Source organism: Bacillus mexicanus, assembly GCF_050445615.1.
Classification (GTDB): Bacteria; Bacillota; Bacilli; order Bacillales; family Bacillaceae; genus Bacillus; species Bacillus mexicanus.
The window spans coordinates 13,596-33,205 of record NZ_JBCEYV010000007.1; the positions used below are offsets into that span (position 1 = coordinate 13,596).

Sequence of the window (19,610 nt, forward strand, 5' to 3'; positions counted from 1 at the left end):
ATTCAGGATAATGAAGAAAGACACTGCGCTTTTGAGAGAAAAAGAGGGGAGGGTTGACAGCCTTTTATATACTCTATATAATCTCTCCGAGGAGAAGGAGGCGTTTTTCATCACACAAAAAATGAAAAAGCTGTTTTCCGTAAAGCTTAGCAAAAGCAAAGTCATTCTGATTGCTGCTTGTTTGCTTTTGGCAGGAAGCGGGACCGCGTACGCAGCTCATGAGCTGACAAAACAATCAGTCTCAGTTTCTATCAATGGCGAAAAGAAACATATACGCACACATGCCAAAACAGTCGGTGATCTTTTAGATACGCTTGATATAAAAACAAGAGGCGAAGACAAGATCACACCTGCTAAGCAGACAAATATAACAGCAGATATGGACGTTGTGTATGAGGCTGCGAAACCTGTGAAGCTTACAATAAACGGGAAAGAAAAGACATTATGGTCAACAGCAAAAACAGTCGGTGCATTACTGGACGAACAAGATGTTGATGTGAAAGAACACGATCAAATTGATCCCGCAATAGATACAGATATTTCGAAAGACATGAAGATTAACATAGAACCCGCGTTTCAGGTTACTGTGGAGGATGCAGGAAAACAAAAGAAGACCTGGACGACTTCGACTACGGTCGCTGACTTTTTAAAACAGCAAAAGATAAACATAAAAGACGATGATAAAATCAAGCCTGCGTTAGATGCAAAGCTGACGAAAGGAAAGGCTGATATTAGAATTACTCGTATCGAAAAGGTCACCGATGTAGTTGAAGAGAAAATTGCGTTCGATGTGAAAAAGCAAGAAGACGCTTCTCTTGAAGAAGGGAAGGAAAAGGTCGTCCAAAAAGGAAAAGAAGGCAAGCTTAAAAAACACTTCAAGGTTATTAAAGAAAACGGCAAAGAAGTGGTCAGAGAGCTTGTGAAAGAAGAAACATCTGAACAAAGCAAAAACAAAGTGGTTGCTGTCGGCACAAAGCAAAGCAGTCCAAAGATTGAAAAAGTCAGTGCATCCGGTGATTCAAAAACAGTTGTGTCCCGCAGCAATGAATCAACAGGAAAAGCCATGACTGTAGCCTCTACGGCTTATACAGCAAGCTGCAGAGGTTGTTCAGGACATACAGCTACTGGCGTTAACTTGAAAAGTAATCCGAATGCCAAAGTGATCGCTGTAGATCCAAATGTTATTCCGCTAGGCTCCAAAGTCCATGTTGAGGGCTATGGATATGCCGTTGCTGCAGATACTGGTTCAGCGATTAAAGGGAACAAAATAGACGTCTTTTTCCCGGAAAAGTCATCAGCGTACCGATGGGGAAATAAGACAGTTAAAATTAAAATTCTAAATTAATATATGCTTAAGTATTCAGAGGGTTTTGCGCCCTCTGTTTTTTTCGTTATAATAAACAAAGTGTATTTTCTGCTTATTAGACGCTCGACATAAGAAAAAAGTTTCATAAATATGCAAAAGTTTTTATTTTGTCTTGGAGGAAATAATGAAAATTAAAGAGATCATTGTGGTCGAGGGACGTGACGATACGGCCCGCATCAAATTGGCTGTTGATGCAGACACAATCGAAACAAATGGTTCAGCCATCGATAATCATGTGATTGATCAAATCCGTTTAGCACAGAAAACCAGAGGGGTTATCATTTTAACGGATCCGGACTTCCCGGGAGAGAAGATCCGCAAAACCATTTCAGAGGCTGTACCCGGGTGTAAGCATGCATTTTTGCCAAAGCATCTTGCCAAACCTAAAAACAAACGGGGAATTGGTGTGGAGCACGCATCAATTGAAAGCATTAGGGCATGTTTAGAAAACATACATGAAGAGATGGAAGCGCAGCCGAGTGACATCTCCGCTGATGATCTGATTTATGCCGGACTGATCGGCGGACCTGCGGCCAAACGCCGCCGCGAACGGTTGGGTGATCTATTGAAAATCGGCTATACAAACGGCAAGCAGCTTCAAAAACGGCTTCAAATGTTTCAAATTAAAAAAAGTGATTTTATGAGCGCACTCGATACCGTTATGCGGGAGGAACAGAATGAATAAAGATATTGCGACACCGATTAGAACGAAAGAGATACTGAAGAAATACGGTTTTTCTTTTAAGAAGAGCTTAGGGCAGAATTTCTTAATTGATACGAACATTTTAAACAGAATCGTTGATCATGCGGAAGTGACGGAGAAAACAGGTGTCATTGAAATTGGCCCGGGAATCGGGGCGTTGACTGAACAGCTTGCCAAACGGGCAAAAAAGGTCGTGGCATTTGAAATTGATCAGCGATTATTGCCGATCCTGAATGATACGCTGTCTCCTTACGACAATGTCGCTGTCATTCATCAGGATGTATTAAAAGCTGATGTCAAATCGGTTATTGAAGAACAATTTCAAGATTGCGATGAGATCATGGTTGTAGCTAACCTTCCTTATTACGTGACAACCCCGATTATCATGAAACTGCTTGAAGAACACCTTCCGCTGAAAGGGATTGTGGTCATGCTGCAAAAAGAAGTGGCTGAGCGTATGGCGGCAGACCCATCATCTAAGGAATACGGTTCGCTTTCAATCGCGGTGCAATTTTATACAGAAGCGAAAACAGTAATGATTGTTCCGAAAACCGTGTTTGTTCCTCAGCCTAATGTAGACTCCGCAGTCATTCGGCTGATGCTTCGCGACGGCCCAGCAGTGGACGTGGAGAACGAAGCCTTTTTCTTTCAGTTAATTAAGGCAAGCTTTGCTCAGCGCCGGAAAACACTGCTTAATAACTTAGTCAACAACCTGCCTGAAGGAAAAGCGCGAAAGCCAAAAATTGAGCAAGTGCTGGAAGAAACAAATATTGACGGCAAGCGCCGGGGTGAATCCCTGTCAATCGAGGAGTTTGCAACGCTGTCTAACGGATTGTATAAAACTCTTTTCTAAAAATAAAATCGGCGTTATCGCTTTTTTAACAATCGGAAAGCCCTTTTTGAAAAGGGCTTTTTGTTTTGCGCACCACTTGGACTGCCGCTACATAGGCTAGAAAAGGACCTTTCATTCAATGATAAGAAAAACTTGGACTCAGCGAAAAAAGGCGCTTTCTCAAGGCTCTTTCTTTCATGATGAGGCTTAGTCTATGTGTGGAGTGAGGAACGTGCAATTTCAAATAGGGGATATGGTAGCCAGGAAATCCTATCAAATGGATGTTTTGTTTCGCATTATAGGAATAGAGCAAACAAGCAAAGGAAATACAATCGCTATTTTGCATGGTGATGCAGTCAGGCTGATTGCTGATTCGGATTTTTCTGATCTGGTAGCAGTGAAAAAAGATGAGCAGATGATGAGAAAAAAGAAAGATGAGAGCAGAATGAACGAATCGCTTGAACTGCTTCGCCAGGATTATAAATTGCTCAGAGAAAAGCAGGAATACTATGCGACTAGCCAATATCAGCATGAGGAGCATTATTTTCATATGCCAGGCAAGGTGCTTCATCTGGATGGTGATGAAGCATATCTCAAAAAATGCCTGAATGTCTATAAAAAAATCGGAGTGCCTGTCTACGGGATTCATTGCCATGAAAAGAAAATGTCTGCTTCAATCGAAGAATTGCTCGACAAATATCGACCCGATATTCTAGTGATAACGGGGCATGATGCATATTCGAAGCAAAAGGGAAACGTTGATGATTTGAACGCGTACAGACATTCAAAGCACTTTGTAGAAACAGTTCAAAATGCTCGGAAAAAGATCCCTCACTTAGATCAGCTTGTTATTTTTGCAGGGGCCTGCCAATCTCATTTTGAATCACTCATAAGAGCAGGAGCAAATTTCGCGAGCTCACCATCAAGAGTCAATATTCATGCGCTTGATCCGGTATATATCGTAGCGAAAATCAGCTTCACGCCGTTTATGGAACGAATCAATGTATGGGAAGTGCTCCGTAATACGCTGACAAGAGAGAAAGGGCTTGGCGGTATTGAAACAAGAGGAGTGCTGAGAATTGGAATGCCTTATAAGTCTAATTAACGGCTGAAAACCTGCATAGAAGACCTATGCAGGTTTTTTATTTTTGCATAATGATACATAATTTACCGAAACATGAAGAAAATAATTGAGGGATCGTAGAATTTTGTCAAAATAATTTTGTTGACAACGTCTGATTAACGTTGATATAATTTAAATTTTATTTGACAAAAATGGGCTCGTGTTGTACAATAAATGTAGTGAGGTGGATGCAATGGCGAAGACGTTGTCCGATATTAAAAGATCGCTTGATGGGAATTTAGGTAAAAGGCTGACGTTAAAAGCAAACGGTGGCCGCCGAAAAACGATTGAGCGTTCGGGCATTTTAGCTGAGACGTACCCTTCTGTTTTTGTGATACAACTAGATCAAGACGAGAACTCGTTTGAAAGAGTTTCATACAGTTATGCTGATATTTTGACTGAGACTGTTGAACTGACATTTAATGATGACACCGCAAGCTCAGTAGCGTTTTAACGGGCAGTGAACCTTTTGTTTACTGCTTTTTGTTTTGCCTTTTTTTGGTTTCCAGTAATTTTAGCGAAAGTTCCATCTGATTTAACAAAAGATAAAACGGTCACATCTTATCGTGACGTGCACGAATGGCTATCACTTCTAAAAAGGGGTTGTTTCGTTTGGGCAGACGTCGTGGAGTTATGTCAGATGAGTTTAAATATGAGCTCGCTAAAGACCTTGGTTTTTATGACACGGTCAAAAATGGCGGCTGGGGTGAAATTCGGGCTCGCGATGCCGGTAACATGGTGAAGCGCGCCATTGAAATCGCCGAACAGCAGATGGCTCAGAATCAAAATAACCGATAATGTGACCCGGGGGACATGCCGTTCCCCGGTTTTTGTGTTGGATATAAATACATAATGGGCTGCAATATGGATATGTTCATCCTGTACTTCAAATGTGATACAATGTTCATACTTATGTTTAGATGGAGAAGTAGGTGAAGCTATGCGTATTTTAGAAAAAGCGCCAGCAAAGATCAATCTGTCACTTGACGTCACCCGAAAACGCCCAGATGGCTATCATGAAGTCGAAATGATCATGACGACGATTGATTTAGCGGATCGGATTGAGCTGACGGAACTGGCAAAGGATGAAGTGAGGGTTTCCTCCCACAATCGTTTTGTGCCTGATGACCAAAGAAACTTAGCTTATCAGGCGGCTAAGCTGATCAAAGACAGATACAATGTGAAAAAGGGAGTTTCCATCATGATTACGAAGGTGATTCCGGTGGCTGCCGGTCTCGCTGGCGGAAGCAGTGATGCGGCGGCGACTCTTAGAGGGCTGAACAGACTGTGGGATTTAAATCTTTCTGCAGAAACGCTTGCTGAGCTTGGAGCAGAAATTGGCTCTGACGTTTCATTTTGTGTCTATGGCGGAACTGCATTAGCAACAGGACGCGGCGAGAAAATTAAACACATTAGCACGCCTCCGCATTGCTGGGTCATTTTAGCAAAGCCGACAATCGGCGTTTCAACTGCAGAAGTGTATAGACAGCTGAAGGTGAATGATGTAGAGCATCCTGACGTTCATGGCATGATTGAAGCTATAGAAGAAAAGAGTTTTCAAAAGATGTGCAGCCGCTTAGGCAATGTGCTTGAATCTGTAACGCTTGATATGCATCCTGAAGTCGCAATGATCAAAAACCAGATGAAACGCTTTGGCGCAGATGCCGTGTTAATGAGCGGGAGCGGCCCGACCGTGTTTGGCTTGGTTCAGTATGAGTCGAAGGTGCAGAGAATTTATAACGGGTTGAGAGGCTTCTGTGATCAGGTTTATGCAGTGAGAATGATCGGCGAACAGAACATCCTTGATTAAATCCGTATGTTAAGTTATATTGATCTTAAAATATTCGGATTTTGGGGGTAAGTTCATGAAGTTTCGTCGCAGCGGCAGATTGGTGGACTTAACAAATTACTTGTTAACCCATCCGCACGAGTTGATACCGCTAACCTTTTTTTCTGAGCGGTATGAATCTGCAAAATCATCGATCAGTGAAGATTTAACAATTATTAAACAAACCTTTGAGCAGCAGGGGATTGGCACATTGCTAACTGTTCCCGGAGCTGCAGGAGGCGTCAAATATATTCCGAAAATGAAGCAGGCTGAAGCTGAAGAGTTTGTGCAGACACTTGGGCAGTCGCTGGCAAATCCTGAGCGTATCCTTCCGGGCGGTTATGTATACTTAACGGATATCTTAGGAATGCCATCTGTACTCTCCAAGGTAGGGAAGCTGTTTGCTTCTGTGTTTGCAGAGCGCGAAATTGATGTTGTCATGACCGTTGCTACGAAAGGAATTCCTCTGGCGTACGCAGCTGCGAGCTATCTGGATGTTCCTGTCGTCATCGTTCGAAAAGATAACAAGGTGACAGAAGGCTCTACAGTCAGTATTAATTACGTCTCAGGCTCCTCAAACCGCATTCAAACGATGTCACTTGCGAAAAGAAGCATGAAAACGGGTTCAAATGTACTCATTATTGATGATTTTATGAAAGCGGGCGGCACAATTAATGGTATGATTAACCTGTTGGATGAGTTTAACGCAAATGTGGCGGGAATCGGCGTCTTGGTTGAAGCCGAAGGAGTAAATGAACGTCTTGTTGATGAATATATGTCCCTGCTTACTCTTTCAACCATCAACATGAAAGAGAAGTCCATTGAAATTCAGAATGGCAATTTTCTGCGTTTTTTTAAAGACGATCTTTTAAAGAATGGAGAGATGGAATCGTGACAAAAGCAGTTCACACAAAACATGCGCCAGCGGCAATTGGACCTTATTCACAAGGGATTATCGTAAATAATATGTTTTACAGCTCAGGCCAAATTCCTTTGACTCCTTCAGGCGAAATGGTGAAAGGTGATATCAAGGAGCAGACTCATCAAGTATTCAGCAACTTAAAAGCGGTGCTGGAAGAAGCGGGTGCTTCTTTTGAAACAGTTGTAAAAGCAACTGTATTTATCGCGGATATGGAGCAGTTTGCGGAAGTGAATGAAGTGTACGGACAATATTTCGACACTCATAAACCAGCGAGATCTTGTGTGGAAGTCGCGAGACTCCCGAAGGATGCGCTAGTCGAGATCGAAGTAATTGCATTAGTAAAATAATAAGAAAAAGTGATTCTGGGAGAAACCGGAATCACTTTTTTATTTACCTTATGCCTGAAACAAAAGCATTATGACCTAATTGTGTAACTATATCCTATTTTTTCAAAAAATATTTTGAAAACGAGCAGGATTCCAGAGAAAATCGTGGAATTGATACACTAATGCTTTTATATAGGGAAAAGGTGGTGAACTACTGTGGAAGTTACTGACGTAAGATTACGCCGCGTGAATACCGATGGTCGCATGAGAGCGATTGCATCCATCACGCTGGATCACGAATTTGTTGTTCATGATATTCGTGTGATTGATGGAAACAATGGTCTTTTCGTTGCGATGCCGAGTAAGCGCACCCCTGATGGAGAGTTCCGCGATATTGCTCATCCGATTAATTCAAGCACACGAGGAAAGATTCAAGATGCCGTGTTAAATGAGTATCATCGTTTGGGTGACACTGAAGCATTAGAATTTGAAGAAGCTGGGGCTTCTTAAAAAATAACCAAATAGCAAGGACTGCTGGAAGGGCTGACACAAGCCTTTTGCCGGCAGTCCTTTTTTAATTCTGATTTTTCAAACTTAATTGCACTCAATAGAAAATTCTTGCACTTGATCAAGTCTCCTTGAAATCAGAAGATATTTAGGATATATTTTTCTATGGATAAAAGGGATATTGGAGGCCAATAAATGGATAAGCGGTTTGCAGTTGTTTTAGCAGCTGGACAAGGAACGAGAATGAAATCAAAGCTTTATAAAGTCCTTCATCCAGTTTGCGGTAAGCCTATGGTAGAGCACGTCGTAGACGAAGCCTTAAAGTTAACTTTATCAAAGCTTGTCACGATTGTCGGACATGGTGCGGAAGAAGTGAAAAAGCAACTTGGTGATAAAAGTGAGTACGCGCTTCAAGCTGAACAGCTTGGCACTGCTCATGCTGTAAAACAAGCACAGCCATTTCTTGCTGACGAAAAAGGTGTCACAATCGTCATTTGCGGAGATACGCCGCTTTTAACAGCAGAGACAATGGAACAGATGCTGAAAGAACATACACAGAGAGAAGCGAAAGCTACGATTTTAACTGCGGTTGCAGAAGATCCAACCGGATACGGCCGTATTATTCGCGGCGGTAACGGAGCGGTTCAAAAAATCGTTGAGCATAAGGACGCCTCGGAAGAAGAACGTCTTGTAACTGAAATTAATACCGGCACGTATTGTTTTGACAACGAAGCGCTGTTCCGGGCTATTGATCAGGTGTCCAATGATAATGTGCAGGGCGAGTATTATTTGCCGGATGTCATAGAAATACTTAAAAACGAAGGCGAAACTGTTGCCGCTTACCAGACTGGTAATTTCCAAGAAACGCTCGGAGTTAATGATAGAGTTGCTCTTTCTCAGGCAGAACGATTTATGAAGGAGCGTATTAATAAACGGCATATGCAAAATGGCGTAACGCTGATTGATCCGATGAACACATATATTTCTCCTGACGCTGTTATCGGAAGCGATACTGTGATTTATCCTGGAACTGTGTTGAAAGGTGAGGTGCAAATCGGAGAAGATACGATTATCGGCCCTCATACAGAGATTATGAATAGTTCCATTGGCAGCCGTACGGTTATTAAACAATCGGTAGTCAATCACAGTGAAGTGGGGAATGATGTAAACATAGGACCTTTTGCTCACATCAGACCTGATTCTGTCATCGGGAATGAAGTGAAGATCGGAAATTTTGTTGAAATCAAAAAGACTCAATTCGGAGACCGAAGCAAGGCTTCTCATTTAAGCTATGTCGGTGATGCTGAGGTAGGTACAGATGTAAACCTGGGCTGCGGTTCAATAACTGTCAATTATGATGGAAAGAATAAATATTTGACGAAAATTGAAGACGGTGCGTTTATCGGCTGCAATTCCAACTTGGTTGCGCCTGTCACAGTCGGAGAAGGCGCTTATGTAGCTGCAGGTTCAACTGTTACAGAAGATGTACCTGGAAAAGCGCTTGCTATTGCCAGAGCGAGACAAGTAAATAAAGACGATTATGTGAAAAACATTCATAAAAAATAATCCTAAATTCGGAGGTTTATCCATGTCTAATCAATACGGAGATAAGAATTTAAAGATTTTTTCTTTGAATTCGAATCCAGAGCTTGCAAAAGAAATCGCAGATATCGTTGGAGTTCAATTAGGGAAATGTTCAGTCACAAGGTTTAGTGACGGGGAAGTCCAAATTAATATCGAAGAAAGTATTCGCGGATGTGACTGTTATATCATCCAGTCTACAAGTGATCCTGTTAACGAGCATATTATGGAGCTGCTGATTATGGTAGATGCGTTAAAACGCGCTTCTGCAAAAACGATTAACATTGTGATTCCTTATTACGGTTATGCGCGACAAGACAGAAAAGCAAGATCCCGTGAGCCGATTACAGCAAAGCTCTTCGCTAACCTGCTTGAAACAGCCGGTGCAACTCGTGTGATTGCGCTTGATCTGCATGCGCCTCAAATTCAAGGATTCTTTGATATACCGATTGACCATTTAATGGGTGTTCCGATTTTAGGAGAATATTTTGAAGGCAAAAACCTTGAAGATATCGTCATTGTTTCGCCAGACCACGGCGGTGTAACACGCGCCCGCAAATTGGCTGACCGACTAAAAGCACCGATTGCCATTATCGACAAACGCCGTCCGCGTCCAAACGTGGCGGAAGTCATGAATATTGTAGGTAATATTGAAGGGAAGACCGCTATCCTTATCGATGACATTATCGATACTGCAGGCACCATTACTCTTGCTGCTAATGCGCTAGTTGAAAATGGAGCGAAAGAAGTATATGCATGCTGTACACATCCTGTGCTTTCAGGGCCAGCAGTTGATCGTATTAATAATTCTAAAATTAAAGAGCTTGTTGTGACAAACAGCATCAAGCTTCCTGAAGAAAAGAAAATTGATCGGTTCAAGCAGCTTTCTGTCGGACCGCTTTTGGCTGAAGCGATTATTCGCGTTCATGAGCAGCAATCAGTCAGCTATTTGTTCAGCTAAATCGATTTTTGAGGTTTAAATCCTTATCGTTATGGGTATTGTTTGTAATAGGACGATAAAACGATAATAGGATGGTGCTGAATATGGCAACTTTAACGGCAAAAGAAAGAACGGACTTTACTCGTTCGTCTCTTCGGAATATCCGTACTTCAGGACATGTTCCAGGTATCATTTATGGGAAAGACACGGAAAATAAACCTGTATCATTAGACAGTGTGGAGCTGATCAAAACGCTGAGAGACGAAGGGAAAAATACAGTCCTCACGCTTGATATTGGCGGGGAGCAGCATTCTGTCATGGTAACGGACCTGCAAACGGATCCGCTGAAAAATGAAATCACTCATGCTGACTTTCAAGTAGTCAATATGAGCGAAGACATTGAAGCGGAAGTTCCGATTCATCTGACCGGAGAAGCCATAGGAGTGAAAAACGGAGGCGTATTGCAGCAGCCGCTGTATGAACTTACTGTAAAGGCTAAGCCAAAAGCCATTCCGCAAACGATTGAGGCAGATATATCAAACCTTGATGTAAATGAAGTGCTGACGATTGCGGATTTGCCTGCTGGCGGTGACTACTCCTTTAATCATGAGTCAGATGAGGTCGTAGCTTCTATCCTTCCTCCGCAGCAGCAGAAAGAAGCTGAGGTGGATGAAGAAGAATCTGCCGATGCTCAGCCTGAAGGTTAAAACAAAGAACGATAATAGCTTAAGACGTAACCCTCCCGCGGTTACGTCTTTTGTGCTAGAATGAGAAGAATTATAGCCCGCATACGCAGGCGGGAGTTATTGTAACTAAGGGAGGATTCGCCATGCTTGTGATCGCCGGTCTCGGAAACCCGGGGAAGAACTATGAAAATACACGGCATAATGTCGGGTTTATGGTGATAGATCAGCTTGCAAAGGAATGGAATATTGAGCTGAACCAAAATAAATTTAACGGATTATACGGAACCGGATTTGTTTCCGGCAAAAAGGTTCTACTAGTTAAACCGCTTACATATATGAATTTATCAGGAGAATGTTTGCGGCCTTTAATGGACTATTATGATATCGATAACGAAGATTTAACCGTCATTTACGACGATCTTGATCTTCCGACTGGCAAGATCCGTTTAAGAACGAAAGGAAGCGCTGGAGGGCATAATGGCATTAAATCGCTGATTCAGCATCTTGGAACATCCGAGTTTGACCGCATCCGCATCGGAATCGGCCGGCCTGTAAACGGCATGAAGGTCGTTGATTATGTACTGGGTTCATTCACCAAGGAGGAAGCGCCAGACATTAGCGGAGCGATCGATAAATCTGTGAAAGCTTGTGAAGCTTCTCTGAGCAAGCCGTTTTTAGAAGTCATGAACGAATTTAACGCGAAGGTATAAAATGAATCAACAAAGTCCATACTACACCAAAAGACTTTTTCATCAGGAGGTCCCTTGTATGGCTTTACATTATTATTGTCGTCATTGCGGAGTGAAAGTAGGCAGTCTCGAATCTTCTGCGGTATCGACTGGTTCACTTGGATTTCAGCACTTAACAAACGAGGAAAGAAACGATATGATTTCTTATAAAGAAAATGGAGATGTCCATGTTTCGACGATATGTGAAGATTGCCAAGAGGCGCTTGACCGAAATCCGCATTACCACGAACATCACACATTTATTCAATAAAAAGCTTTGGTGTAGAGACTAGACCAAAGCGTTTTTCTGTTCTTACAGGAAACAGAGAGGAGGGGGCCGTATGGACAACATTCAAACCTTTATAAAAGAAAGTGATGACTTTAAATCCATCATCAATGGTTTACACGAGGGACTGAAGGAACAGCTGCTTGCGGGTCTGTCGGGTTCTGCACGTTCTGTTTTTACTTCTGCCCTGGCTAATGAAACGAATAAGCCAATCTTTCTCATCACCCATAACTTATATCAAGCCCAAAAAGTAACGGATGACCTGACTTCACTTCTTGAGGATCGGTCTGTCCTTTTGTACCCCGTCAATGAACTCATTTCATCAGAAATTGCAGTCGCAAGCCCGGAGTTGAGGGCGCAGCGATTAGATGTCATTAATAGATTAACGAATGGAGAAGCACCAATTGTTGTTGCTCCTGTAGCGGCAATCAGAAGAATGCTGCCGCCTGTAGCGATCTGGAAAAACAGCCAAATGTCCATTCAAGTAGGTCATGACATCGAACCTGACCAGCTTGCATCACGGCTGGTAGAGGTAGGCTATGAGCGGACTGATATGGTTTCATCACCCGGGGAATTCAGCATTCGCGGAGGAATCATTGACGTTTATCCGCTGACTTCAGAGCATCCGGTGAGAATTGAGCTTTTTGATACTGAAGTGGATTCAATCCGCAGCTTTAACTCAGATGATCAGCGGTCAATTGAGACACTTACATCGATTAATATCGGTCCTGCAAAAGAATTAATTATCAGACCTGAAGAAAAAGCGCGGGCGATGGAGAAAATCGACAAAGGTCTTGCCGCAAGCCTGAAGAAATTAAAGGCTGATAACCAAAAAGAAATTCTGCATGCGAATATTTCTCACGATAAAGAACGCTTGTCTGAAGGTCAAACAGATCAGGAGCTGGTGAAGTACCTCTCCTATTTCTATGAAAAACCTGCTAGTTTACTAGATTATACACCTGAGGATACACTTCTGATTTTGGACGAAGTGAGCCGAATTCATGAGATGGAAGAACAGCTTCAAAAAGAAGAAGCGGAGTTCATAACAAACCTTCTTGAGGAAGGGAAGATTTTGCATGACATCAGTTTGTCATTCAGCTTCCAAAAAATAGTGGTTGAACAAAAACGTCCTCTGCTGTACTATTCTTTATTTTTGCGGCATGTACACCATACGAGCCCGCAAAATATCGTTAATGTATCAAGCAGACAAATGCAAAGTTTCCATGGCCAAATGAATGTACTTGCAGGTGAAATAGAGCGTTTTAAAAAATCCAACTTCACCGTTGTATTCTTAGGAGCAAATAAGGAACGCACGCAGAGACTGTCTTCAGTTCTGGCTGATTATGAAATTGAAGCCGCCATGACAGACAGCAAAAAAGCGCTTGTGCAAGGACAGGTCTACATCATGGAAGGTGAACTTCAATCGGGATTCGAGCTTCCGTTAATGAAGATCGCCGTTATTACGGAAGAAGAGTTGTTCAAAAATCGTGTGAAAAAGAAGCCTCGAAAACAGAAGCTTACGAATGCAGAGCGTATTAAGAGCTATTCCGAGCTTCAAATCGGTGATTATGTCGTTCATATTAATCACGGGATCGGGAAGTACTTAGGGATCGAAACTCTTGAAATCAATGGAATCCATAAAGACTATTTAAATATTCATTATCAGGGAAGCGACAAGCTGTACGTCCCTGTAGAACAAATTGATCAGGTGCAAAAATATGTTGGCTCCGAAGGAAAAGAGCCGAAGCTGTATAAATTAGGCGGAAGTGAATGGAAGCGGGTCAAGAAAAAAGTAGAAACATCCGTTCAGGATATTGCTGATGATTTGATTAAGCTGTATGCCGAAAGGGAAGCAAGCAAGGGCTATGCGTTTTCTCCTGATCATGAGATGCAGCGTGAATTCGAGTCGGCGTTCCCGTATCAAGAGACTGAGGATCAGCTCCGTTCCATTCACGAAATCAAAAAGGACATGGAAAGAGAACGACCGATGGACCGCTTACTGTGCGGAGATGTAGGCTATGGGAAAACAGAGGTTGCCATACGTGCCGCATTTAAGGCGATCGGTGACGGAAAGCAGGTAGCGCTGCTCGTACCGACAACTATTTTGGCACAGCAGCACTATGAAACCATTACCGAACGCTTTCAAGACTATCCGATTAATATCGGACTTCTTAGCAGATTCAGAACGAGAAAAGAAGCGAACGAAACGATCAAAGGGTTGAAAAACGGCACTGTTGATATCGTCATCGGAACGCACAGGCTGCTATCAAAAGATGTCGTATATAAAGACTTAGGACTTCTTATCATTGATGAAGAGCAGCGTTTTGGTGTCACTCATAAAGAAAAGATCAAGCAAATCAAAGCCAATGTTGATGTATTAACATTAACAGCAACACCTATTCCGCGTACGCTGCACATGTCCATGCTTGGCGTAAGGGATCTTTCAGTTATCGAGACTCCGCCGGAAAATCGCTTCCCCGTACAGACGTATGTGGTGGAATACAACGGCGCCCTTGTCAGGGAGGCGATTGAACGTGAGCTTGCACGCGGAGGACAGGTCTATTTCTTGTACAACCGGGTAGAGGATATCGAGAGAAAAGCGGATGAGATCTCAATGCTTGTCCCTGACGCGAAGGTAGCGTATGCGCACGGGAAAATGACAGAAAATGAATTAGAATCCGTCATGCTGAATTTCCTTGAAGGAGAATCAGACGTTCTCGTCAGTACAACCATTATTGAAACAGGCGTAGACATTCCGAACGTCAATACGCTGATTGTATTTGACGCCGACAAGATGGGTCTATCACAGCTTTACCAGCTGCGGGGGCGTGTCGGCCGTTCTAACCGTGTGGCGTATGCGTACTTTTCGTATCGCCGGGATAAAGTGCTGACAGAAGTGGCTGAAAAAAGGCTGCAGGCTATTAAAGAGTTCACAGAGCTTGGTTCCGGGTTTAAAATCGCAATGCGCGACTTAACGATTCGCGGGGCTGGGAATCTTCTTGGCGCCCAGCAACACGGCTTCATCGATTCGGTCGGGTTTGACCTCTATTCACAAATGCTGAAGGAGGCCATTGAAGAGCGTAAAGGAGATACAGCGACGACAGTCCAGTTTGAAACAGAAATTGATGTCGAGCTTGATGCGTATATTCCTGAAACCTATATTCAAGACGGCAAACAGAAAATTGATATGTATAAACGCTTCAGGTCTGTGGCTACAATCGAAGAAAAGAATGAACTTCAAGACGAAATGATTGACCGATTTGGAAACTATCCAAAAGAAGTTGAGTACTTATTTATTGTTGCTGAAATGAAAGTTTATGCGAAACATGAGCGTGTTGAACTGGTTAAACAGGATAAAGATGCGGTCAGGTTAACAATTTCTGAAGAAGCAAGTGCAGAAATTGACGGCCAAAAGCTATTTGAGCTTGGCAATAAATACGGCAGACAAATCGGACTGGGAATGGAAGGGAAAAAGCTCAAAATTTCCATACAGACGAAAGGCCGCAGTGCTGATGAATGGCTCGACACCGTGCTGGGCATGCTGAAGGGCTTAAAAGATGTGAAAAAGCAAACCATTTCATCAACCTAATTTTTGTTACTCTCTGGTGTATATTACATTTGATGTGACGGATACTAATTTCAAGCGAGGCGGAAGGTACATAAAGTAACTGCTTTAGGTCTTTCCTACATGTATATACCATCAAATGAAAGAGAGGCACCAGAGATGAAAGCAACCGGTATCGTACGTCGTATTGATGACTTAGGTCGGGTCGTAATTCCTAAAGAAATTCGCAGAACTCTTAGAATCAGGGAAGGCGATCCGCTTGAGATTTTTGTGGATCGTGACGGAGAAGTGATTTTGAAAAAGTACTCTCCGATCAGTGAGCTTGGAGACTTTGCAAAGGAGTATGCAGACGCGCTTTACGACAGTCTCGGTCATTCCGTTCTGATTTGTGATCGTGATGTATATATCGCCGTATCTGGCAGTTCGAAAAAAGACTACTTAAACAAGCCAATCAGCGAAATGCTTGAAAAAACAATGGATCAACGCAGCTCCGCGCTTGAGAGTGATGTGAAATCAGTACAGCTTGTGAATGGCATAGATGAGGACATGAATTCTTATACTGTAGGGCCGATTGTGGCGAATGGCGATCCGATAGGCGCTGTGGTGATTTTTTCTAAGGATCAGACAATGGGCGAAGTAGAGCATAAAGCCGTTGAGACAGCAGCTGGATTTTTGGCTCGTCAAATGGAACAATAGGTCTTATTTCTTTTATTGAAAATAGGTGCGAAAAAGAACAGCTCTCCTTGGGATGCTGTTCTTTTTTCATGCATGCCCAAAAAGGAATCCAAGGGCTGGGATGTGGTATAATAACCTCGTTTTTATTTGTGCCGCGGTAATACGAACTGTATTGCCTCTAGCGTTCGGAAGGAGCTCTTGGATGGATGATTCAATAGGCGTTAAACGGCATTGGGCTTGGCAGGGGGCTTTTGTTTTAATCCTGGCAGGCATCATCTCTAAAATATTAAGCGCCGTTTACAGGGTCCCGTTTCAAAACATTGTTGGCGATGTTGGATTTTATATATATCAGCAGGTGTATCCCTTTCTAGGTATTGCCGTCATGCTGTCCACATCGGGATTTCCGGTCATTATTTCAAAACTGATGAATGATTATAGTGAAAAAAGCCATCATACCATATTAAAAATATCAGCGTTGTTCTTATCTTTGATCGGTGTTTTTTTATTTCTTTCTTTATACGTGGGTGCTGCTCCAATCGCACTTTTTATGGGGGATTCTCACCTCTCTGTGTTAATTCAAGTGACTGCGTTTGCATTTCTGCTGTTCCCGTTTGTCGCGTTGCTTAGAGGCGGTTTTCAAGGGCGGCAAAATATGCTCCCGTCAGCCTTATCACAGATGACAGAGCAGCTTCTGCGTGTTGCAGTCCTCTTGGGCTTATCGCTTTGGCTCGTCAAAAAGGGAGCCTCACTTTATACTGCAGGTGCTGCAGCCGCTTCTGGGTCTCTTGCCGGGGGCTTCGCTGCGTTGATGATACTCGGGTTTTTTTGGTTCAAAGTGAAAAGAGGCAATCAAACAGACTGGAAAAATGAAAATGTCATTACAATAAAAGAATTGATGAAAAAACTGCTTCTCTATTCGGTTACCATTTGTGTAAGCAGTTTGCTGCTTTTGTTTATGCAGCTTGTTGATGCTTTGAATTTATATGCTTTGCTTTCAGACGGTGAGGCAAGCGAAGAAGCGAAACGCCTAAAGGGGGTTTATGATCGAGGACAGCCCTTGCTGCAGCTCGGTTCAGTTTTCGCGGTAAGCATTGCGACGTCACTCGTTCCGTATATTTCTAAGGCCGTAAAAAATAATGAGCTGAAGATCATGAAAGAAAAAGTCACATCTTCTTTAAAACTATGCCTTGTATTAGGGGCGGGGGCGTCGGCTGGATTGATTTGCATTCTTGAGCCGGTCAATATCATGCTGTTCCAAAATGGCGAAGGGACAGCTGCTTTACAAGTATTCAGCTGCTCCATTTTGTTTGTATCCTTGGCAGTTACAGCAGCTGCAGTTTTGCAGGGCGCGGGATACACCATTTTTCCTGCGATAGCGGTAGGCGCCGGTGTTGTGATGAAATGGGTGTTAAATACTCTTTTGGTTCCGCGCTATGGAATTGAAGGTGCATCGTTTGCAACAGCTGCTTCTTTTGCGGCTGTCGCCGGGCTTAACTTTTATCGGCTTTGGAAAAAGAATTGGCTCGATAAGCTGAGTGTCATTTTGGCTCCAACTATTGGATCTTCTCTTTTGATGTCAGCTGTCTTGTTTGCGTATATGCGTCTCTGGACTTTCTTGTTTCCTGAAACAGGAAGAGGAGCGGCTGCGATTGAAAGTCTTTCCGCAGTCGCCATTGGCGGTGCTGTGTTTATTTATTGTGTGATAAAATTGGAGATATTTACAGACGAGGAGCTGGACAGTGTGCCATTTGGCAGCAAATTAAGCAAAATCATGAGAAGGGGAGAAAAAAATGGCGGGTAATATTACAGTCGTGGGACTTGGTGCCGGAGACATGGACCAGTTGACAATCGGTATACACAAGCTGCTGACAAAAGCAGATATGTTGTACGTCAGAACAAAGGATCATCCTTTAATTCAAGAGCTTGAGAAAGAGACGAAGGCTATCCGTTTCTTTGACGATATATATGAAAAGCATGACCAGTTTGACGCCGTATATGAAGAAATTGCTGAGATTCTCTTTGAAGAGGCGCAGCATGAGGACGTGGTTTATGCTGTGCCGGGACACCCTTTTGTCGCGGAAAAAACAATACAGCTGCTGACGGAGCGGCAGAAAGAGAAAAACATTCACGTAAAAGTTGTGGGAGGCCAAAGCTTTCTTGATGCCACATTTAATGCCTTGCAAATCGATCCGATAGAAGGTTTTCAATTTGTGGATGCCGGCACTTTGACCGTGGATGAGCTTGAGCTCAGACATCATCTGATCATTTGTCAGGTTTACGACCAAATGACCGCCTCTGAAGTCAAGCTGACGTTGATGGAGAAGCTGCCTGATGAGTATGAAGTTGTGATTGTAACTGCGGCCGGAAGCCGTGACGAGGACATCCGGACAGTGCCTTTATTTGAGCTGGACCGCAATGTCGCCTTGAATAACTTAACAAGTGTGTATATTCCGCCGATTAAAGAAGAGAAGCTGCTTTATCACGAATTTTCCGCGTTCCGAAGCATCATTAGAGAGCTTCGCGGACCTAATGGATGTCCGTGGGATAAAAAGCAGACACATCAATCATTAAAACAATACATGATTGAAGAATGTTACGAACTTCTCGAAGCAATTGACGAAGAAGACACAGATCATGTGATCGAAGAGCTTGGTGACGTTTTGCTTCAGGTCTTGCTTCACGCGCAAATCGGTGAAGATGAAGGTTATTTCACAATCGATGATGTCATAAAAGGAATCAGTGAAAAAATGGTCCGAAGACATCCCCATGTGTTTAAAGATGTTAAGGTTCAGGATGAAAACGATGTTTTGACGAATTGGGAAGATATAAAAAAGACCGAAAAAAACACATCCGAAGCATCCTTGTTAGACAGCGTGCCGAAAACCCTCCCAGCTCTTTCAAAAGCTGCTAAACTGCAGAAAAAAGCCGCAAAGGTTGGTTTTGATTGGGAAGACGTCAGCGATATTTGGGAAAAGGTAAGCGAGGAAATGAAGGAGTTTTCATCTGAGATTTCTGAAGATCCTCATGGACACAATCTCAAGGCTGAGTTTGGCGACATTTTGTTCGCGTTGGTTAATGTGGCCCGCTTCTATAAAATAGAACCTGAGGAAGCGCTGACCATGACCAATGACAAATTCCGGAGGCGCTTCTCATACATTGAGGAAACAGCGAAGGAAAAGGGAATCGAGCTGGCTGATATGTCTCTTGAGGACATGGACAACCTGTGGAATGAAGCAAAAGAAACTGAGAGGAGATCATCAATATGAGATTAGATAAATTTTTGAAAGTATCACGGCTGATTAAGAGACGTACACTAGCAAAAGAAGTAGCTGATCAGGGACGCATCGCTATTAACGGTAACCAGGCAAAAGCAAGCTCTGACGTAAAACCGGGTGATGAATTAACGGTCCGTTTCGGCCAAAAGCTTGTAACGGTTCAAGTAAATGAGTTGAAAGACACGACAAAAAAAGAAGAAGCAGCAAATATGTATACAATCCTAAAAGAAGAGAAACTCGGCGAATAGGCTTGTTCTAAAAAAATCC

General features: G+C 42.9%; 20 protein-coding genes. All 20 read left to right on the forward strand.

The window, feature by feature from the left end; translation table 11 throughout:
* The first annotated feature begins 31 nt into the window (after positions 1–31).
* The 20 genes from AAGG74_RS23015 (at position 32) to AAGG74_RS23110 (ending at position 19,591) form a co-directional block, all read left to right on the forward strand.
* Positions 32–1,345 (forward strand): ubiquitin-like domain-containing protein, encoded by a 1,314-nt coding sequence (locus AAGG74_RS23015; RefSeq protein ID WP_429677368.1) that lies wholly within the window; start codon positions 32–34, stop codon positions 1,343–1,345.
* 145 nt (positions 1,346–1,490) lie between these two features.
* Positions 1,491–2,051, forward strand: coding sequence for a ribonuclease M5 (gene rnmV, locus AAGG74_RS23020; RefSeq protein ID WP_162103294.1), 561 nt, complete (start codon positions 1,491–1,493; stop codon positions 2,049–2,051).
* Positions 2,044–2,922, forward strand: coding sequence for a 16S rRNA (adenine(1518)-N(6)/adenine(1519)-N(6))-dimethyltransferase RsmA (rsmA, locus tag AAGG74_RS23025; protein ID WP_162103295.1), 879 nt, complete (start codon positions 2,044–2,046; stop codon positions 2,920–2,922). The genes rnmV and rsmA overlap by 8 nt, the downstream gene beginning before the upstream one ends.
* Positions 2,923–3,133: 211 nt before the next feature.
* On the forward strand, positions 3,134–4,006 hold the full coding sequence (gene prtG / locus AAGG74_RS23030) for a sporulation-specific protease PrtG (protein ID WP_429677348.1): 873 nt from the start codon (positions 3,134–3,136) through the stop codon (positions 4,004–4,006).
* Positions 4,007–4,217: 211 nt separating this feature from the next.
* On the forward strand, positions 4,218–4,478 hold the full coding sequence (gene veg / locus AAGG74_RS23035) for a biofilm formation stimulator Veg (RefSeq protein ID WP_007615173.1): 261 nt from the start codon (positions 4,218–4,220) through the stop codon (positions 4,476–4,478).
* A gap of 158 nt (positions 4,479–4,636) precedes the next feature.
* Positions 4,637–4,822, forward strand: coding sequence for a small, acid-soluble spore protein, alpha/beta type (locus AAGG74_RS23040; protein WP_003218333.1), 186 nt, complete (start codon positions 4,637–4,639; stop codon positions 4,820–4,822).
* A 142-nt stretch (positions 4,823–4,964) separates the two neighbouring features.
* The gene (ispE, locus tag AAGG74_RS23045; RefSeq protein WP_429677349.1) at positions 4,965–5,834 is read left to right on the forward strand and encodes a 4-(cytidine 5'-diphospho)-2-C-methyl-D-erythritol kinase; all 870 of its coding nucleotides are present in this window, start codon (positions 4,965–4,967) and stop codon (positions 5,832–5,834) included.
* A 55-nt stretch (positions 5,835–5,889) separates the two neighbouring features.
* Positions 5,890–6,747: a pur operon repressor gene (gene purR, locus AAGG74_RS23050; RefSeq protein WP_429677350.1), complete on the forward strand. Its 858-nt coding sequence runs from the start codon at positions 5,890–5,892 to the stop codon at positions 6,745–6,747.
* A complete protein-coding gene (gene ridA / locus AAGG74_RS23055) occupies positions 6,744–7,121 on the forward strand; it encodes a 2-iminobutanoate/2-iminopropanoate deaminase (RefSeq protein ID WP_429677351.1) in 378 nt (125 codons plus the stop codon). Before purR ends, ridA begins: the two co-directional genes overlap by 4 nt.
* Positions 7,122–7,316: 195 nt before the next feature.
* The gene (gene spoVG, locus AAGG74_RS23060; protein WP_003218346.1) at positions 7,317–7,610 is read left to right on the forward strand and encodes a septation regulator SpoVG; all 294 of its coding nucleotides are present in this window, start codon (positions 7,317–7,319) and stop codon (positions 7,608–7,610) included.
* 192 nt (positions 7,611–7,802) lie between these two features.
* Positions 7,803–9,173 (forward strand): bifunctional UDP-N-acetylglucosamine diphosphorylase/glucosamine-1-phosphate N-acetyltransferase GlmU, encoded by a 1,371-nt coding sequence (gene glmU / locus AAGG74_RS23065; RefSeq protein ID WP_162103300.1) that lies wholly within the window; start codon positions 7,803–7,805, stop codon positions 9,171–9,173.
* A 22-nt stretch (positions 9,174–9,195) separates the two neighbouring features.
* The gene (locus AAGG74_RS23070; protein WP_162103301.1) at positions 9,196–10,149 is read left to right on the forward strand and encodes a ribose-phosphate diphosphokinase; all 954 of its coding nucleotides are present in this window, start codon (positions 9,196–9,198) and stop codon (positions 10,147–10,149) included.
* 83 nt (positions 10,150–10,232) lie between these two features.
* Positions 10,233–10,835 (forward strand): 50S ribosomal protein L25/general stress protein Ctc, encoded by a 603-nt coding sequence (locus tag AAGG74_RS23075; RefSeq protein ID WP_162103302.1) that lies wholly within the window; start codon positions 10,233–10,235, stop codon positions 10,833–10,835.
* 122 nt (positions 10,836–10,957) lie between these two features.
* Entirely contained in the window at positions 10,958–11,524 is a 567-nt protein-coding gene (pth, locus tag AAGG74_RS23080; RefSeq protein ID WP_162103303.1) for an aminoacyl-tRNA hydrolase, read from the forward strand.
* Between the two features lie 58 nt (positions 11,525–11,582).
* Positions 11,583–11,813 (forward strand): anti-sigma-F factor Fin, encoded by a 231-nt coding sequence (gene fin / locus AAGG74_RS23085; RefSeq protein ID WP_162103304.1) that lies wholly within the window; start codon positions 11,583–11,585, stop codon positions 11,811–11,813.
* 70 nt (positions 11,814–11,883) lie between these two features.
* Positions 11,884–15,417: a transcription-repair coupling factor gene (mfd, locus tag AAGG74_RS23090; RefSeq protein ID WP_429677353.1), complete on the forward strand. Its 3,534-nt coding sequence runs from the start codon at positions 11,884–11,886 to the stop codon at positions 15,415–15,417.
* Positions 15,418–15,552: 135 nt separating this feature from the next.
* Positions 15,553–16,089, forward strand: coding sequence for a stage V sporulation protein T (spoVT, locus tag AAGG74_RS23095; protein WP_162103306.1), 537 nt, complete (start codon positions 15,553–15,555; stop codon positions 16,087–16,089).
* 181 nt (positions 16,090–16,270) lie between these two features.
* Positions 16,271–17,869, forward strand: coding sequence for a putative polysaccharide biosynthesis protein (locus AAGG74_RS23100; RefSeq protein WP_429677354.1), 1,599 nt, complete (start codon positions 16,271–16,273; stop codon positions 17,867–17,869).
* Entirely contained in the window at positions 17,859–19,334 is a 1,476-nt protein-coding gene (yabN, locus tag AAGG74_RS23105; protein ID WP_429677355.1) for a bifunctional methyltransferase/pyrophosphohydrolase YabN, read from the forward strand. The genes AAGG74_RS23100 and yabN overlap by 11 nt, the downstream gene beginning before the upstream one ends.
* On the forward strand, positions 19,331–19,591 hold the full coding sequence (locus AAGG74_RS23110) for an RNA-binding S4 domain-containing protein (protein ID WP_003218370.1): 261 nt from the start codon (positions 19,331–19,333) through the stop codon (positions 19,589–19,591). Before yabN ends, AAGG74_RS23110 begins: the two co-directional genes overlap by 4 nt.
* Positions 19,592–19,610 lie beyond the last annotated feature (19 nt).